General features: G+C 69.9%; 13 protein-coding genes. 7 read left to right on the top strand and 6 right to left on the bottom strand.

Annotation, left to right across the window (positions count from 1 at the left end):
• The first annotated feature begins 3 nt into the window (after positions 1–3).
• From OG718_RS19215 to OG718_RS19205, 3 genes are all read left to right on the top strand, one after another.
• Positions 4–1389 carry a cation:dicarboxylate symporter family transporter gene (locus OG718_RS19215; RefSeq protein WP_143636113.1) on the top strand — a complete coding sequence of 462 codons (1386 nt, stop codon included), beginning with the start codon at positions 4–6 and terminating at the stop codon, positions 1387–1389.
• Positions 1390–1632: 243 nt separating this feature from the next.
• Positions 1633–1917 (top strand): hypothetical protein, encoded by a 285-nt coding sequence (locus OG718_RS19210; RefSeq protein ID WP_328844676.1) that lies wholly within the window; start codon positions 1633–1635, stop codon positions 1915–1917.
• Positions 1918–1968: 51 nt separating this feature from the next.
• Positions 1969–2889: an NAD(P)-dependent oxidoreductase gene (locus tag OG718_RS19205; protein WP_328844675.1), complete on the top strand. Its 921-nt coding sequence runs from the start codon at positions 1969–1971 to the stop codon at positions 2887–2889.
• Positions 2890–2938: 49 nt separating this feature from the next.
• On the opposite strand, the gene OG718_RS19200 is transcribed toward OG718_RS19205, so the two are convergent.
• Together OG718_RS19200 and OG718_RS19195 are read right to left on the bottom strand one after the other, a co-directional pair.
• Positions 2939–3895, bottom strand: coding sequence for an aldo/keto reductase (locus tag OG718_RS19200; protein WP_328844674.1), 957 nt, complete (start codon positions 3893–3895; stop codon positions 2939–2941).
• Position 3896: 1 nt separating this feature from the next.
• Positions 3897–4799 carry an NAD-dependent epimerase/dehydratase family protein gene (locus OG718_RS19195; protein WP_328844673.1) on the bottom strand — a complete coding sequence of 301 codons (903 nt, stop codon included), beginning with the start codon at positions 4797–4799 and terminating at the stop codon, positions 3897–3899.
• Between the two features lie 96 nt (positions 4800–4895).
• On the opposite strand from OG718_RS19195, the gene OG718_RS19190 reads away from it, so the two are divergent.
• The 4 genes from OG718_RS19190 (at position 4896) to OG718_RS19175 (ending at position 8616) form a co-directional block, all read left to right on the top strand.
• Positions 4896–5417 (top strand): Lrp/AsnC family transcriptional regulator, encoded by a 522-nt coding sequence (locus tag OG718_RS19190; RefSeq protein ID WP_186001130.1) that lies wholly within the window; start codon positions 4896–4898, stop codon positions 5415–5417.
• Positions 5418–5446: 29 nt separating this feature from the next.
• The gene (locus OG718_RS19185) at positions 5447–5875 is read left to right on the top strand and encodes a MerR family transcriptional regulator (protein ID WP_143636105.1); all 429 of its coding nucleotides are present in this window, start codon (positions 5447–5449) and stop codon (positions 5873–5875) included.
• A complete protein-coding gene (gene trxA / locus OG718_RS19180) occupies positions 5872–6204 on the top strand; it encodes a thioredoxin (protein WP_313904872.1) in 333 nt (110 codons plus the stop codon). Before OG718_RS19185 ends, trxA begins: the two co-directional genes overlap by 4 nt.
• Before the next feature lie 117 nt (positions 6205–6321).
• Positions 6322–8616 (top strand): HelD family protein, encoded by a 2295-nt coding sequence (locus OG718_RS19175; protein ID WP_306943324.1) that lies wholly within the window; start codon positions 6322–6324, stop codon positions 8614–8616.
• Between the two features lie 226 nt (positions 8617–8842).
• Here the strand turns inward: OG718_RS19175 and glgB are convergent, their stop codons facing one another.
• From glgB to OG718_RS19155, 4 genes are all read right to left on the bottom strand, one after another.
• A complete protein-coding gene (glgB, locus tag OG718_RS19170) occupies positions 8843–11263 on the bottom strand; it encodes a 1,4-alpha-glucan branching enzyme (protein WP_328844672.1) in 2421 nt (806 codons plus the stop codon).
• Between the two features lie 67 nt (positions 11264–11330).
• Complete coding sequence (locus OG718_RS19165) at positions 11331–12734, bottom strand: maltokinase N-terminal cap-like domain-containing protein (protein ID WP_143636100.1); 1404 nt, start codon at positions 12732–12734, stop codon at positions 11331–11333.
• 128 nt (positions 12735–12862) lie between these two features.
• A complete protein-coding gene (treS, locus tag OG718_RS19160) occupies positions 12863–14563 on the bottom strand; it encodes a maltose alpha-D-glucosyltransferase (RefSeq protein WP_306937818.1) in 1701 nt (566 codons plus the stop codon).
• The gene (locus tag OG718_RS19155) at positions 14560–16908 is read right to left on the bottom strand and encodes an alpha-1,4-glucan--maltose-1-phosphate maltosyltransferase (RefSeq protein ID WP_328844671.1); all 2349 of its coding nucleotides are present in this window, start codon (positions 16906–16908) and stop codon (positions 14560–14562) included. The genes treS and OG718_RS19155 overlap by 4 nt, the downstream gene beginning before the upstream one ends.
• Between the last annotated feature and the right edge of the window lie 199 nt (positions 16909–17107).

Here is a 17107-nt window from a genome sequence, read left to right as displayed (position 1 = left end):
GCCGTGACCAGTACATCGAATACGGCACCTGCCGCTCCCGCTGCCAAGCGGGACCGCACCCACTACCTGTACATCGCGGTGATCGCCGCCGTGGCCGCCGGCATCGCCGTGGGCCTGATCGCTCCCGACTTCGCGGTCGAACTGAAGCCCATCGGTACCGGCTTCGTGAACCTGATCAAGATGATGATCTCGCCGATCATCTTCTGCACGATCGTGCTGGGCATCGGCTCGGTACGGAAGGCCGCCAAGGTCGGCGCGGTGGGCGGCATCGCGCTCGGCTACTTCGTGGTCATGTCGTTCGTCGCCCTCGCCATCGGCCTGGTCGTCGGCAACATCCTGGAGCCCGGCACGGGCCTCGCGGTGACCGACGCGATCAAGGACGCCGGTCAGGGCCAGGTCACCGAGGCCAAGAACACCGAGGAGTTCCTGCTCGGGATCATCCCGACGACGATCGTCTCCGCCTTCACCGGCGGCGAGGTCCTGCAGACCCTGCTCGTCGCGCTGCTCGCCGGGTTCGCGCTGCAGGCCATGGGCTCGTCCGGCGCCCCGATCCTGCGCGGCATCGAGCACATTCAGCGTCTCGTCTTCCGCATCCTCGCCATGGTGATGTGGGCGGCGCCCATCGGCGCGTTCGGCGCGATGGCGGCGGTCACCGGCTCGGCGGGTCTGGACGCACTCAAGAGCCTCGCCGTCCTGATGCTCGGCTTCTACGTCACCTGCTTCCTCTTCGTCTTCATCGTGCTCGGCACGATGCTGCGGGTCGTCGCGGGTCTCAACATCCTCACGTTCTTCAAGTACCTGGGCCGTGAGTTCCTGCTGATCCTGTCGACCTCCTCCTCCGAGTCCGCCCTGCCGCGGCTCATCGCGAAGATGGAACACCTGGGTGTCAGCAAGCCCGTCGTCGGCATCACCGTCCCGACCGGTTACTCCTTCAACCTCGACGGCACCATGATCTACATGACCATGGCCTCGCTGTTCATCGCCGACGCCATGGGTACGCCGATGTCGGTGAGCGAGCAGATTCCGCTGCTCCTCTTCCTGCTGGTCGCCTCCAAGGGCGCGGCGGGTGTCACCGGAGCGGGTCTGGCCACCCTGGCGGGCGGCCTCGCGTCCCACAAGCCCGCGCTGGTGGACGGCATCGGCCTGATCGTCGGCATCGACCGCTTCATGAGCGAGGCGCGCGCCCTGACGAACTTCGCCGGCAACGCCGTCGCCACGGTTCTGATCGGTACGTGGACCAAGGAGATCGACAAGGGCCGCGTCGACCAGGTCCTCGCGGGGGAGCTGCCCTTCGACGAGATGACCCTCCTGGACGACGGCCACGGTTCCGCTCCCGCCGCGGCGGAGGTCCCGGACCAGCCGGAGGACAAGACCCTGGCGAAGGCCTAGCCCCGAGCCTGGGCCCCGTCCCAGAACTCCGGGCGGCTGGGTGCATCCCCCGTCGCTCAGCCGCCCGGTCACTCCGCACCACACGCTCAGACTTCCCCGGCCACCGGCCGGTGGCCCCGGTTCTCCCCGACCGGGCTCACCGGCCGGTGGCTTTTGGGTGGGCGGGAGTGGTCGGCAGGGTGCGGGTGCGTTGTGGCCGAGCGCGCAGTTCCCCGCGCCCCTAAAGACACCGATGGCCGGGGCGTGCCCCGCCAGGGGCGCGAGGAACGCCGTGCTCAGCCCACGACGTCCGAGACGTACGTACGGGCCTGGGCGCCCCGTCAGGGGCGCGGGGAACTGCGCGAGCAACCACGATGGACCGAGACGTACGCACCGGCCTCGACGCACCCCCAGGGGCGCGGGGAACTGCGCGACCGGCCCACCGCGGCCCCGGCCATGCCCACCGGCTCCCGCACCCCCGGATCGACTCCCCGGCGGCGCAAGCCGGTTCCCGCGGGGTCACCCACTTACCTCCCGCTCAGTACCTGACCAAATAGTGCGTACTTGTGGGGAGTTGGGCCCGCGACCAGCATGGTCCGCATGACAAATGACCTTGAAAAGACCCCCGTCACCGTCCTCGGCCTGGGCGCCATGGGCCAGGCCCTGGCCACCGCGTTCCTGGAGGCGGGCCACCCCACCACCGTCTGGAACCGTTCCCCCGGCAAGGGCGACGAGCTGGTCGCCAGGGGCGCGGTCCGCGCGACCGGTGCCGGCGAAGCCGTACGCGCCGCCGAGCTGGTCGTCGTCTGCGTGCTCGACCACGACGCGGTCGAGGCCGTCCTCGACTCCGTCGCCGACGAGCTGCCCGGCCGGGTACTGGTCAACCTCACCTCGGACACCCCGGAGCGCGCCCGCAAGACCGGCGCCTGGGCGCAGGAACGCGGCATCGACTACCTCGACGGCTCGATCATGGTGCCGGTCGACCTGATCGGACAGCCACCCGCGCTGATCTTCTACAGCGGTCCCCGGGCCGCGTACGACAAGCGCGAGGCGGCACTGAAGGCGCTGGGCGGCAAACCCGCCCACCTCGGCGAGGACCAGGGACTGGCCGCCGTCTACGACCTTGCGCTGCTCGACTACTTCTACGGCTCGATCTCCGGCCTGCTGCACGCGTACGCGCTCGCCGGTGCCGACGGCGTGCGCGCGGCGGATCTCGCCCCCTACCTCGACACCATCACCGCCATCATGCCGTCCGGCGTCGCCGAGGCCGCTCAGCATGTCGACGCGGGCAGCCACCCGGGCGAGGCCGCCAACCTCGGCATGATGGCGTCCGGCGTGGGCCACATCCTGGAGTGGGCCGAACACCGCGGCCTCGACGTGAGCACCCTTCGCTCGATCAAGGCGGTCTACGACAAGGCCGTCGCCCTCGGCCACGCCGCCGACAGCTGGACACGCACGATCGACGTCGTACGAGGCGACGCCGGCACGGCACGCGGCGACCGAGTGGGCCAATCCCTTTGACGCGTCCGTGAGTTCGGGCCTCCGGGACGGGGCGCGGCTCGGCACACGCTCAGGAGCCCACCGCCGCGTCCAGCCGCGCCACCTCCTCCGGAGTCAGCTCCAGCTCCGCCGCGCCCGCGGAGTCCCGTATCGTCCCGGGCCGGCTGGCGCCCGGGATGGGCACGACCACAGGTGAGCGCGCCAACAGCCAGGCCAGACAGACCTGTTGAGGGCTGACGCCCCTCTCACGGGCCACCGCGTGGAAGGCGTCGAAGCTGGTGGCGTGGCCGGGGCCGGGGCCGGTGGCGTGGTCGGGCCGGGTGGAGCGGCCGGAGTCGCCGGAGTCGTCGGACGGCAGCCGCGACGGCCCGTCCAGCGAGCTCCGCGATATCCCGCCCAGCGGACTCCACGGCAGGAAGGCGAGGCCCAGCTCGGCGCAGAGCCGCAGTTCGGGTTCGCTGTCCCGGACGGCGGGGGAGTACTGGTTCTGGACCGAGACCAGCCGGTCGCCGAGGACGGCGTGGGCCAGGCGGATCCGGCCGGTGTCCGTGTTGGAGACGCCGGCGTAACGGATCTTGCCCTCGTCGAGCAGGTCGCGCAGGGCACCCACCGAGTCCTCGAAGGGGACGGCGGGGTCGGGCTTGTGGAGCTGGTAGAGGCCGATCGCCTCCACGCCCAGCCGCTTGAGCGAGGCCTCCGCCGCCGACTTCAGATGCCGGGGAGATCCGGTCACCGTCCAGCTCCCGTCGGCCGGCCTGCCGCGTCCGCCCTTGGTGGTCACCAGGACGTCGGCCGTGTCGCCGCCGTACGTCGCGAGGGCGCGGGCCACGAGTCGCTCGTTGTGCCCGGGCTCGTCGCCGGGCAGGTGGTAGGAGTCGGCCGTGTCCAGGAGCGTGACGCCCGCGTCCAGGGCGGCGTGCACCGTGGCCATGGCCCGCCCCTCGTCGGGCCGGCCCTCGATGGACAACGGCATCGCACCGAGCCCGACGGCACTCACCCGCAGCTCGCCGACTGTGCGGTAGCGCATGTCAGTTCACCTTCCCGAGTGTCTCCGCCACGGCACGCGGCAGCCATTCCCGCGCCTCACCGAAGGCGAACCCGAGCCGTGTGGCCCGCGTGTTGTCCATCCCGTACGAGCGCGCGAAGGAGAACGGTGAGAACTCCCCGACCTCGACGGCCTGGAACACGGTCCTCCCGCCGGGGAGGTGTTCGGCCAGCGCCTCGCACAACTCCCCGGTGGTGAGCACCCCGTGGGACGCGGCGTTCACCGGCCCGGTGAACTCCTCGCCCGCCGCCCACGACAGGAGGTCGGCGATCTCCTCCACGTGGATGTACGTCGCCGGGTGGTTCGTGGCGGGCACGGCGATCGCCTCGCCCGCGCGGATCCGCTCGGCGTAGTGGTCGAGCCGTCCCGTGAAGTCGTCGCCCCCGCCCAGCACATGGGCCACCCGCACGGTCACGTACGGAAATCCGGGATCGGCAGCGAAGACCGCCTCCGCCTGCCGCTTGCCCTCGCCGTAGTGGGTGTCGAGGAACTCCGGGTCGTTCCAGGGGAGTTCGAGATCGACGGCGACCGTACGCGGGTTCACGGCGTCCTCGCGTACGAGCTCGGCCGAGTCCTCGTACTCGTACACCTCGACCGTCGAGGTCATCACATAGCGGCGCGTGCGGCCGGCGAAGACCCGGCGGGCGATCTCCGCCTGCCTCGGTGTGTAGCAGACCTGGTCGACGACGACGTCGAAGGTCCGTGAACCGAGCGCTTTCTCAAGGGAATTCTCGTCATTGCGATCGGCGACGAGATGAATGGTCCCCGCGGGAGGCGCCGACGAGCCGCGATTGATGACGGTGACCCTGTCTCCCGCGGCCGTCAGCCTGGCTATCAGCCGCTTGCCGAAATACCGGTTTCCGCCAATGACACACACCTCGCGCACGGCGCCCCTTCCGTAATGCACTTCACCGTGGTCCCGATCCGTGGACCCTGTGGTCATAATTCTCCCGGCGTACGAATGAGGTCTGAAGGGGGAGTCATGGGAGATCCGGTCGCGGTACCGAAAGAACCACGGCATCTGCGAGCCGCCGCCAACGAAACGTCGGTGGCCTTCGACGCGCTGGACCGGCAGATCCTGGAACTGCTCCAGAGCGACGGCCGGATCAAGCTCAGCGAGCTGGGCCGCCGGGTCCGGCTGTCCCCGGCGGCCGTCGCCGAACGCGTGCGCCGGCTGGAGTCCGTCGGTGCCGTCACGGGTTACGGCGCCCATGTCTCGCCGTCCCGCCTCGGTTATGGCATGCAGGCCTACATCCGCGTCAACCCGCACGGCGGCTACACGCTGAAGCACCCCAGGACCCTGGAACTCCTGGCCCGTCCCGAGATCACCGAGGCCCACCACGTCGTCGGCGAGGACTGCTGGATCCTCAAGGTCGCGGTCGAGGGCACCCTCCACCTGGAGGAGGTCCTGGAACAGACCTCGGCGCTCGGCCGTACGACGACGTCGATCCTCCTGTCGTCCCCGGTGGAGCGGAAGCCGCTGCTGCCGCCGGCGTTGCCTTGACGCCAGGGTCAAGGATTACGTTCGTGGGCATGCGAATCGGCGAGCTGGCGGCGCGGGCCGGGACCACCACGCGGACCCTCAGGTACTACGAGTCGCGGGGGCTGCTGCCCGCGCGGCGGGGGAGCAACGGGTACCGCACCTACGACGAGGACGACCTGAGGCTTCTGCGGCAGATCAGGACGCTGCAGGACTTCGGGTTCGACCTGGAGGAGACGCGGCCCTTCGTGGAGTGTCTGCGGGCCGGGCACCCGGAGGGCGACTCCTGCCCGGCGTCGCTCGCCGTGTACCGGCGCAAACTGGGCGAACTCGACGCGCTGATCGGTGAGTTGCAGGCCGTACGCGCGCACGTCGGCGAGCAGTTGGCGCGGGCCGAGGCGTCGAGGGACGAGCTGGCCGCCGGGGCGGAGGTTCCGGGCGGTCCGGAGCCGGTGTGCGAGCTGGGAGGGACCTTCAGGTGATCAGGGCAGCGGGTGTGGCCGAAGTGACGGACGCGGACTTCGAGGCGGAGGTGATCGGGGCGGATCTGCCCGTGCTGGTGGAGTTCACCGCCGACTGGTGCCCGCCGTGCCGGCAGATCGCGCCGGTGCTGAGCGCCGTCGCCGTCGAGGAGGGCGACCGGCTCAAGGTGGTGCAGCTGGACGTGGACACGAACCCGGAGACCACGAACGCGTACGGGGTGCTGTCGATGCCCACGCTCATCGTGTTCCGCGACGGACAGCCGGTGAAGTCGATGGTGGGCGCCCGGCCCAAGCGACGGCTGCTGGAGGAACTGGCCGACGTGCTGTAGACGGGCCGAACAAGAAATCCCCCGCGGCCAATTGCCTGCGGGGGATTTCCTTGCGTATATTGAATGGTTCGCGACTTCAAGGAACTTGGTCGCGATGAAGTTCACTAGGCGCAGTATATCCGGCCGGGAGCGGAATTGTCAAACAGGGGATCACACACAGAATTCACCGACGATGAATTGAGGCACGAGCAGGAATTCATCGACGGTCTGTACGCGCGCGTGGACGCCCTGCGCGGCGGCACCGAGGCCTCGGTGGAGGACGCGCTCGCGCAGGGCAGCACGCCGATGCAGGCCCGCCTGGAGCGGGACGTCCTCGTCGCCGAGCGCTCGGGCCTCCTCGCCGCGCTCAACGCGGTGGACGGCTCGCTCTGCTTCGGCCGTATCGACCTGACCACGGGCCTCACCCACCACATCGGCCGCATCGGCGTCCGCGCCGACGACACCGAGCACACCCCGATCCTGATCGACTGGCGGGCCCCGGTCGCCCGCCCCTTCTACCTCGCCACCGGCCACACCCCGATGGGCCTGCGCCGCCGTCGGCACATCACCACCGACGGCCGCTCGGTCGCCGCCCTGCACGACGAGATCCTCGACCTTGGAGACCAGCAGCGCACCGGGCACGAGGACCCGACCGGCGACGCCGTGCTGCTCTCCGCCCTCAACTCCGCGCGCACCGGCCGCATGAGCGACATCGTGCAGACCATCCAGGCCGAGCAGGACCGCATCATCCGCGCCCCGCACCGCGGCGTGATGGTGGTGGAGGGCGGCCCGGGCACCGGCAAGACCGCCGTGGCGCTCCACCGGGCGGCCTATCTCCTCTACGAACACCGGGAGCTGCTCGCCAAGCGCGCCGTCCTGATCGTCGGCCCGAACCCCGCCTTCCTCGGCTACATCGGCGAGGTCCTGCCCTCGCTCGGCGAGACGGGTGTGCTGCTCGCGACCGTCGGCGAGCTGTACCCCGGGGTGAAGGCGACCGCGTCCGACACCCCCGAGGCCGCCGCCGTGAAGGGCCGGGCCGAGATGGCCGACGTCCTGGCCGCCGTCGTACGAGACCGCCAGGCGCTGCCCGACCCGGTGATCGCCATCGAGCACGACCGGGACATCCTGATGCTCGACGCCGGTCTCGTCCGCGTCGCGCGTGACCGCACCCGCGAGGTGGACCTGCCGCACAACGCGGCCCGTGAGCACTTCGAGGGCCACATCCTCAACACCCTCACCGACATGCTCGCCGAGCGGATCGGTACGGACCCCTTCGACGGCACGAATCTGCTCGATCCGAGCGACGTCACCCAGATCCGCGACGAGCTGGCCGAGAACCGCGAAGTCTGGGCCGCCATCGACCAGTTGTGGCCGCGCGTCACCCCGCGGCGGCTGATCGCGGACTTCCTCGCCGAACCCGACGCGTACCTCTGCGAGTCCGACGCGAACGCCATTCGCCGTACGGTGACGCGGGCCTGGACCACCGCCGACGTTCCCCTCCTCGACGAGGCCGCCGAACTCCTGGGCGAGGACGACCGGTTGGCGAGGGCGGCCGCGGAGAGGGAACGCAACCAGCAAGTCGCTTACGCCCAGGGCGTGCTGGACGTCTCCTACGCCTCCAGGACGTACGAGTTCGAGGACAAGGACGACGAGGACGCCGAGGTTCTCTCCGCGCACGACATCATCGACGCCGAGCGGATGGCCGAGCGCCACGAGGAGGACGACCACCGCAGTGCCGCCGAACGGGCCGCGGCCGACCGGACCTGGGCGTTCGGGCACATCATCGTCGACGAGGCGCAGGAGCTGTCGCCGATGGCGTGGCGCCTGCTGATGCGCCGCAGCCCCACCCGGTCCATGACGCTCGTCGGCGACCCCGCGCAGACGGCCGACGCGGCCGGCGTCGGCTCCTGGTCGGACATCCTCCACCCCTACGTCGAGGACCGCTGGGAGCACACCCGCCTCGCGGTCAACTACCGCACACCGTCCGAGATCATGGACGTGGCGGCGGCCGTCCCGCGTGCCGAGCACCCGGACTTCGAGCCGCCGAGTTCGGTCCGCTCGACGGGCGTACGCCCGTTGGTGCGCGAGGCCGCCGACGCCGCCGAGCTGCCCGGCGCCGTGGAGAAGGCCGTCGCGGAGCTGGCCCCCGCCGAGGGGCGCCTCGCGGTGATCGCGCCGCGCGACCTGCACGCGGCGCTGGCCGCGCGGCTGGACGGGGTCACGGCCGGGGCGGAACCCGATCTGACCCGTGCGGTCGTGCTCCTTGACCCCCGTCAGTCGAAGGGGCTGGAATTCGACGCGGTGCTCGTTGTCGAGCCGGCCCGCTACGGCACGAGTGATCTGTACGTGGCCCTGACGCGGGCCACGCAGGCGTTGGGGATCGTCCACACGGGGGAGCTGCCGCTGCCCCTGGCGAAGGCGCTGGCCCGCTAAGCCTGGTTTCGCCCCCGCCGCCCCTACCCATTCCCGTCACTACTCGGGGGCTCCGCCCCCGAACCCCCGTGCGCAGTTCCCCGCGCCCCTAAAAGGGGCGCGGGGAACTGCGCGACAAGCCACAGCCGGACCCGCACCCGACAACGCACCCCACGGGGCCTGGGGCGGAGCCCCAGAAAAGGGACGGGAATGGGTAGGGGCGGCGGGGGCGAGAAAAGCCATGCCGCTATGCCGGGCGGAGCCACACCGTTGCCAGGGGTGGCAAGGTGAGGCGGATGCTGGCCGGGCGGCCGTGCCAGGGCTGGGCGTCCGGCTTGACGGGGTCGGGGTTCGTGACGTCGGTGCCGCCGTAGCGGCCGACGTCCGTGTTGAGGACCTCGTGCCAGGCGGGCACGTCATCAGGAACCCCGAGCCGGTACTCGTGCCGCACCACGGGCGAGAAGTTGGACACGGCCAGCAACGGCGAGCCGGCCGCGTCGAACCGCAGGAACGCGAAGACGTTGTCCTCGACCGCGTCCCCCGCGATCCAGGCGAACCCGGAGGGATCGGTGTCCCGCTCCCAGAGCGCGGGAGCATGCCGGTACACGGTGTTGAGGTCCCGGACGAGGTCTCGCACACCCTGGTGGTCGGCGGCGGCCCCGTACGACGGATCGAGCAGCCACCAGTCGGGCCCGTGCGCTTCGGACCACTCCGCGCCCTGCGCGAACTCCTGCCCCATGAAGAGGAGCTGCTTGCCGGGATGCGCCCACATGAAGGCCAGATACGCCCGCAGAGTGGCCCGCTGCTGCCACCAGTCGCCGGGCATCTTGGACACCAACGACCGCTTCCCGTGGACGACTTCGTCGTGCGAGATCGGCAGGACGTAGTTCTCGCTGTACGCGTACACCATCGAGAACGTCATCTCGTGGTGGTGGTACTTGCGGTGGACCGGTTCGTGCGCGACATAGCCGAGCGAGTCGTGCATCCAGCCCATGTTCCACTTCAGCCCGAAGCCGAGACCCCCGAAGCCGCCCGGCCCGATGTGGTGGGTGGCCCGCGTGACCCCGTCCCACGCCGTCGACTCCTCGGCGATCGTGACGACTCCCGGCTCGCGCCGGTACAGGGTCGCGTTCATCTCCTGGAGGAAGGCCACCGCGTCGAGGTTCTCCCGCCCGCCGTGGACGTTCGGCGTCCACTGCCCGGCCTCGCGGGAGTAGTCGAGGTAGAGCATGGAGGCGACGGCGTCGACCCGGAGGCCGTCGATGTGGAACTCCTCGCACCAGTACACCGCGTTGGCGACGAGGAAGTTGCGTACCTCCCGGCGCCCGTAGTCGAACTCCAGGGTTCCCCAGTCGGGGTGCTCGGCCCGCAGCGGATCCTCGTGCTCGTACAGCGGCCTGCCGTCGAACTCGGCCAGCGCCCAGTCGTCCTTCGGGAAGTGGGCGGGCACCCAGTCCATGATCACGCCGATCCCGGCCCGGTGCAGCGCGTCGACGAGGTACTTGAAGTCGTCCGGCGTACCCAGCCTCGCCGTGGGCGCGTAGAAGCCGGTGACCTGGTAGCCCCACGAACCGCCGAAGGGATGCTCCGCCACGGGCATCAGCTCCACATGCGTGAAGCCCAGGTCCGACACGTAGACCGGGAGTTGCTCGGCCAGCTGACGGTACGTCAACCCCGGTCGCCAGGACGCAAGATGGACCTCGTACACCGAGAACGGCGCCTCATGGGCCGGCGGGTCGGAGGCCCGCCGCGCCATCCACTCCCCGTCCTGCCACTCGTGACGTGAGGCGTGCACGATGGAGGAGGTGGCGGGCGGGATCTCCGTACGCCGCGCCATCGGGTCGGCCCGCATCGTCTTGGAACCGTCGGGCCGGGTGATCTCGAACTTGTACAGCTCGCCCTCGCCGATCCCGGGAATGAACAGCTCCCACACCCCGGAGGAGCCGAGCGACCGCATCGGAAAGGCCGTGGCGTCCCAGAAGTTGAAGGTCCCGGCGACCCGCACCCCACGGGCGTTGGGCGCCCAGACGGTGAACCGGGTGCCCGCCACACCCTGGTGGACCATCGGCTCGGCACCGAGCGCCGTCCACAGCTGTTCGTGCCGCCCCTCGCCGAACAGATGCAGATCGAACTCACCGATCGTGGGCAGGAACCGGTACGCGTCCTCGGTGTCCTGAACCGTCCCCTCGTACTCCACGAGCAACCGGTACGCGGGCACCTCCCGCAACGGCAGCACGGCCGAGAAGAACCCCTCGCCGTCGTCCTGCAGTTCGGCCCGCAGCTCCCCGGTCACGACCGTCACGGACAGCGCGTACGGCCGCAGCACCCGGAAGACCACACCGCCGGGCACGGGATGGGCCCCGAGCACGGAGTGCGGCTCGTGATGCGCGCCCCCGAGCAGCCGCTCCCGGTCACCACGGTCCAGCACGGCCAACGGCCGCACATCCTGCACGGGCGGCTCGACATCGCGCACGGGCGCGGTAGCCCCTACGGGTTCCACATCGGGCACGGGCTCCGCATCCCGTGCGGGCGGTTCCACATCGCGTACGGGCTCCGCGGGATCCGCGACCGCGGGCTCGGCCTTCGCCTTGGCGGCGGCCTTGCCGTTACTGGCCTTGGCCTTCGCGCTCTTCGGCTTCTTGGCGGGCGGGTTCGGGCGGGGCGTCACGGGTGGGGCCTCCTCGGCGGAGTCGACGGTGATGAGGGGGAGGGGGAGGGCAGGTCGTGCGGGACGCCTACGACGATCCGGAGAGGGCCAGGCGGCGGACCGCCTCCATCGGCACGGGCAGCCAGTCGGGGCGGTGCCGCGCCTCGTACACGACCTCGTAGATCGCCTTGTCGGTCTCGTACGCGCGCAGCAGCACCGGATCCGTACGCGGATCACGTCCGCCGCCCTCCGCGTACCCGGAGCAGTAGGCCGCCCGGCAGGCATCGGCCCAGCCGGGCACGACGGGCGAGTGCGAGTGCGCCGCGTAGTCGAAGGAGCGGAGCATCCCGGCCACGTCCCGCGCGGTCGGCTGCGGCATCCGCCGCTCGGCGAGCGGTTTGGAGGGTTCGCCCTCGAAGTCGATCAGCGACCATTCACCGGACGGCGACCGCAGACACTGCCCGAGGTGCAGATCCCCGTGGATCCGCTGGGCCGTCCACGTCTCGCCCTCGCTCGCCAGATCGGCGAGCGCCTCGAAGGCGGTGTGCAGCCCCGGCGCGTACGGCCGCAGTGCGGGCACCGCCTGGGCGGCCGCCTCCAGCCGCTCGGTCATACCGTCCACGAGGAGTTCCATCTGCCCGCGTCCCATGGTCACCGTGGGCAGCGCCCGCGCCAGCGCCGTGTGCACCTCGGCCGTGGCCCGCCCCAGCGCCCGAGCCTCACCGCTGAAGTCCTCGCCCTTGGCGAGCTCGCGCAGCGCGAGCTCCCAGCCGTCCGCCGCACCCTGGACGAAGGGCTGCAGCACACCCAGTACGTACGTCTCGTCGGCCAGGTCCGCGAGCAGCCACCCGGCGGGCGCCGGAACCCGGGGGCAGCCCTCGCGGGACAGCACCAGCGGCAGCTCCAGGTCGGGGTTGTCCCCCGGCACGATCCGCCGCAACAGCTTCAGGATGAACGTATCTCCGTAGACGATCGAGGAGTTCGACTGCTCGGCCGTCACCAGCCGCGGCACCAGGCCGTCCCGGATCTCCTGCCGCATGTCCCGCTCGAAGCGCAGGTCACCGACGCGTGCCCGCGACCGCAGCGCCTCCAGGAGCACATCGGCGGGCCGTGCGTCGTGCAGAGCCTCGTACACGGTCCGTCCGGCCAGCGGCCCCTCGGTCGGACGGCCGATCAGCGCGGGCGCCAGCCGTGGCGGCAGCGTCTCGCGCACACCGATCAGGAGCTGGTAGCAGTCGGCCGGATGCGTGGCGGCACTCTGCGTCGGTACGAGCGGCTGATGTGCCCGCACGAGCAGATGCAGCAACCCCAGCTTCGCGTCCCACGGCAGCACCTCTACCGCCGCCACCAGCGAGAACCCGGTGACGGGACGGCCCTTACCCGCGAACCACCGCTGCCGTGGCAGCCACTCGCGAAGCAGTGGATCGAGGGACGCAAGGAGGCCTGGACTCGTCGAAGCGGAGTGCACGGAACGGGTGACGGCTTCCGACATGGCGTCGCGTCCTTTCCCCAGGGACCCGGAAACCGGGTGAGTCGGGGTGTTACTGATGCGTGCCCAAGGCGGGGCGGGGGAAACCGCCCCGCCCCTGTTCTACTCCTACCTGCTTCTTCTCCCTGTTTCTAGGCCATGTCCTTGCGGAGTCGGAACCAGTAGAAGCCGTGTCCGGCGAGGGTGAGGAGGTAGGGGAGTTCGCCGATGGCGGGGAAGCGGACGCCGCCGATGAGTTCGACGGGGTGGCGTCCGTTGAAGGCTTGCAGGTCGAGTTCGGTGGGCTGGGCGAAGCGGGAGAAGTTGTGGACGCACAGGACGAGGTCGTCGCCGTGTTCGCGCAGGAAGGCGATGACGGCGGGGTTGGTGGAGGGCAGTTCGGTGTAGGAGCCCAGGCCGAAGGCGGGGTTCTGTTTGCGGATCTCGATCATGCGCCGGGTCCAGTGCAGCAGCGACGAGGGCGAGGACATCGACGCCTCGACGTTGGTGACCTGGTAGCCGTAGACCGGGTCCATGATCGTGGGCAGATACAGGCGTCCGGGGTCGCAGGAGGAGAAGCCGGCGTTGCGGTCCGGGGTCCACTGCATGGGGGTGCGGACCGCGTCGCGGTCGCCGAGCCAGATGTTGTCGCCCATGCCGATCTCGTCGCCGTAATACAGGATCGGCGAGCCGGGCAGCGACAGCAGCAGCGCGGTGAACAGTTCGATCTGGTTGCGGTCGTTGTCCAGGAGGGTGGCCAGCCGCCGCCTGATGCCGATGTTGGCGCGCATCCGCGGGTCCTTGGCGTATTCCGCGTACATGTAGTCGCGTTCTTCGTCGGTGACCATTTCGAGGGTGAGCTCGTCGTGGTTGCGCAGGAAGATGCCCCACTGGCAGCCGGAGGGGATCGCCGGCGTCTTCGCGAGGATTTCCGAGACGGGGTAGCGGGATTCGCGCCGCACGGCCATGAAGATGCGGGGCATGACGGGGAAGTGGAAGGCCATGTGGCATTCGTCGCCGCCGGCGCTGTAGTCGCCGAAGTAGTCGACGACGTCCTCGGGCCATTGGTTGGCCTCGGCGAGCAGGACGGTGTCGGGGTAGTGGGCGTCGATCTCCGCCCGCACCCGCTTCAGGACTTTGTGGGTGGCGGGCAGGTTCTCGCAGTCGGTGCCCTCCTCCGCGAAGAGGTAGGGGACGGCGTCGAGGCGGAAGCCGTCGATGCCCAGGTCGAGCCAGAACCGCAGGGCGGAGACGATCTCCTCCTCGACGGCCGGGTTCTCGAAGTTCAGGTCCGGCTGGTGGGAGAAGAAGCGGTGCCAGTAGTACTGCTTGCGGACGGGGTCGAAGGTCCAGTTGGAGGCTTCGGTGTCGACGAAGATGATGCGGGCGTCGGGGTATTGCTTGTCGTCGTCGGCCCACATGTAGTAGTCGCCGTAGGGCCCGTCCGGGTCGTTGCGGGACTGCTGGAACCAGGGGTGCTGGTCGCTGGTGTGGTTCATGACGAAGTCGATGATGACGCGCATGCCGCGTTGGTGGGCGGCGTCGACGAATTCGACGAAGTCGGCGAGGTCACCGAATTCCGGCAGTACCGCGGTGTAGTCGGAGACGTCGTAGCCGCCGTCTTTGAGGGGTGATTTGAAGAAGGGGGGGAGCCAGAGGCAGTCGACGCCGAGCCATTGCAGGTAGTCGAGTTTGGCGGTGAGGCCTTTGAGGTCGCCGATGCCGTCGCCGTTGCTGTCCTGGAAGGAGCGGACGAGGACTTCGTAGAAGACGGCGCGTTTGAACCATTCGGGGTCCCGGTCTTTTTGCGGGGTGTCCTCGAAGGTGTCCGGGACGGGCTCGTTGACGATCATGGTGTGGGTGACCCTCCGGTTGGCGGTGAGGACGGTCGCAGGACGGTCAGTACGTGCGCGGGCCGGTGCCCGGGCTCAAGGCGTACGTAGTTGGTCCTGCCCCAGTGGTAGGTCTCGCCGGTGAGCTCGTCGCGCACCGGCATCGACTCGTGCCAGTCGAGGCCGAGTCGTGGCATGTCCAACGAGACCGTGGCCTCCTGGGTGTGGTGAGGGTCGAGGTTCACGACCACCAGAACCGTGTTCGATCCGCTGCGTTTCGAGTACGCGATCACCGCCTCTTTGTCCGCCTGGTGGAAGTGCAGGTCGCGCAGTTGCCTCAGGGCCGGGTTGCGGCGCCTGACCGCGTTGAGTTCGGCAATCAGAGGGGCGATGCTACGACCCTCGCGCTCGGCCGACTCCCAGTCTCGCGGACGTAGTTGGTACTTCTCCGAGTCCAGGTATTCTTCGCTCCCGTCCCGCACCGGGACGTTCTCGCACAGCTCGAATCCGCTGTAGACACCCCAGGCCGGCGACAGTGTCGCGGCGAGCACGGCCCGCAGTTCGAAGGCCGGCCGACCGCCCTCCTGGAGGAACTCGTGCAGGATGTCGGGGGTGTTGGCGAAGAAGTTGGGCCGCATATAGGCGGCAGCCTCGCCCGAGAGCTCGGTGAGGTACTCGGTGAGTTCTTCCTTGGTGTTGCGCCAGGTGAAATACGTGTACGACTGCTGGAAACCGATCGCGCCGAGCGTGTGCATCATCGCCGGGCGCGTGAACGCCTCGGCCAGGAAGATGACATCGGGGTCGGTGCGGTTGATGTCGTCGATCACCTGCTCCCAGAAGATGACCGGTTTTGTATGGGGGTTGTCCACACGGAAGATCCGCACCCCGTGACTCATCCAGAACCTCAGAACCCTGAGCGTCTCCTGGACCAGACCAGGCATGTCCTTGTCGAAGGCGATCGGATAGATGTCCTGGTACTTCTTCGGCGGGTTCTCCGCGTACGCGATCGTGCCGTCGGGGCGGTGATGGAACCACTCCGGATGCTTCTCCACCCACGGGTGGTCCGGCGAACACTGGAGCGCGAAGTCCAGGGCGATTTCCATGCCCAGGCTCTCGGCCCGGCGTACGAAGGCGTCGAAGTCGTCGATCGTGCCGAGGTCGGGGTGGACGGCGTCGTGCCCGCCCTCCGGTGAGCCGATCGCCCAGGGGACCCCGACGTCGTGCGGGGCCGCGTCGAGCGTGTTGTTGGGGCCCTTGCGGAAGGTCGTGCCGATGGGGTGGATCGGTGGCAGGTACACCACGTCGAAGCCCATCTCCGCGATCGCCGGCAGCCGCCGCGCGGCGGTCCGGAAGGTGCCGGTGACCGGCGGGCTGTCGGGCTCCACCACCGCGCCCTCCGAGCGCGGGAAGAACTCGTACCAGGAGCCGTACAGCGCCCGCTCCCGCTCCACCAGCAGGGTCAGCCGCTCGGCCGACGAGACCAGTTCGCGCAGGGGGTGGCGTGCGAGGACGTGGTCCACGTCGGGCGTGAGCGCGGCGGCGAGGCGGGCCGCGGCGGGACGGTCGGTGTCGCGCAGGGCCTCCGCGGCCGCGAGGATCGCGTCACGGCGTCCCTTGCTCTTCGGCACGCCGGTCGCGGCGCGTTCGTACAGCAGCGCGCCCTCCTCCAGGACCAGCTCGGTGTCCATGCCCGCCGGGATCTTGATCTGTGCGTGGTGGCGCCAGGTGGTGATCGGGTCGCCCCAGGCCTCCACGGTGTAGGTCCAGCGGCCCGTTCTCGGTACGGAGACGGTGGCGCCCCAGCGGTCGGTGCCGGGGGCCAGTTCGCGCATCGGGGTCCAGGGGCCCGAGCGGCCGTCCTGATCGCGCAGGACGACGTTCGCCGCGACCGCGTCGTGGCCCTCGCGGAAGACCGTCGCGGAGATCTCGAAGGGTTCGCCCACCACGGCCTTGGCGGGGCGGCGCCCGCCCTGCACGAGGGGGCGCACGTCCAGGACGGGGATGCGCCCGATCAGAGGGCCGCTTCCCGGGACGGGCGTGGGGGCGGGGGCGAGGCGGGTGGTGCTCTTCCGGGTGGTCGTCGACGGCCGTGACTGCTTGGACGGCTTGGACGGTTTCATCGACTCCGACGGTTTCGCCGACTCGGCCGGGTGCACTGATTCTGCCGGTTTCGCCGACTCCTCCTGGTTCGCCGACTCGGCGGGTTTCGCCGACTGTGCCGGCTTGGGAGTCTTGGCCGGCTTGGCGGCCGGCTCGACGGTCCTCGCCGTCGGCGGCTGTGGCCGGTCGGCCTTCTCTCCCTGGTCGGGGGGTGCGGTGGTGCTGGGCGTCGGGGGTGGTGACGGCTGGTGGTGCATGGCGGGCATGACCGCTCCTGTCCGCGTCAACGTGGGTGGGCGGATGAGGGTGTGGGGAGGTTGGTCCTGCTGGGCGTACCGGTGGAGCCTTCCCACTCTTTTCGGGTGGGCAATCCGGCACTTTGTTAACTACTCGCGCGTATGTCTACACACAAGACCGGCCTCGTCCGATGAGAATCCGCCAAGGATCCGTAAAGGTTCGGTTGGC

Source organism: Streptomyces sp. NBC_00258, assembly GCF_036182465.1.
Classification (GTDB): Bacteria; Actinomycetota; Actinomycetes; order Streptomycetales; family Streptomycetaceae; genus Streptomyces.
Note: the sequence above shows the minus strand (reverse complement) of the source record. Positions and strands in the feature narration are given on the sequence as shown.

What these genes read in the sequence shown, in the direction of transcription:
- OG718_RS19205 (WP_328844675.1), top strand. Translation starts at nt 1,969, where the DNA reads ATGACAAATGACCTTGAAAAGACCCCCGTCACCGTCCTCGGCCTGGGC.
- OG718_RS19200 (WP_328844674.1), bottom strand. Translation starts at nt 3,895, where the DNA reads ATGCGCTACCGCACAGTCGGCGAGCTGCGGGTGAGTGCCGTCGGGCTC.
- OG718_RS19190 (WP_186001130.1), top strand. Translation starts at nt 4,896, where the DNA reads ATGGGAGATCCGGTCGCGGTACCGAAAGAACCACGGCATCTGCGAGCC.
- OG718_RS19185 (WP_143636105.1), top strand. Translation starts at nt 5,447, where the DNA reads ATGCGAATCGGCGAGCTGGCGGCGCGGGCCGGGACCACCACGCGGACC.
- OG718_RS19165 (WP_143636100.1), bottom strand. Translation starts at nt 12,734, where the DNA reads ATGTCGGAAGCCGTCACCCGTTCCGTGCACTCCGCTTCGACGAGTCCA.
- treS (WP_306937818.1), bottom strand. Translation starts at nt 14,563, where the DNA reads ATGATCGTCAACGAGCCCGTCCCGGACACCTTCGAGGACACCCCGCAA.
- OG718_RS19155 (WP_328844671.1), bottom strand. Translation starts at nt 16,908, where the DNA reads ATGCCCGCCATGCACCACCAGCCGTCACCACCCCCGACGCCCAGCACC.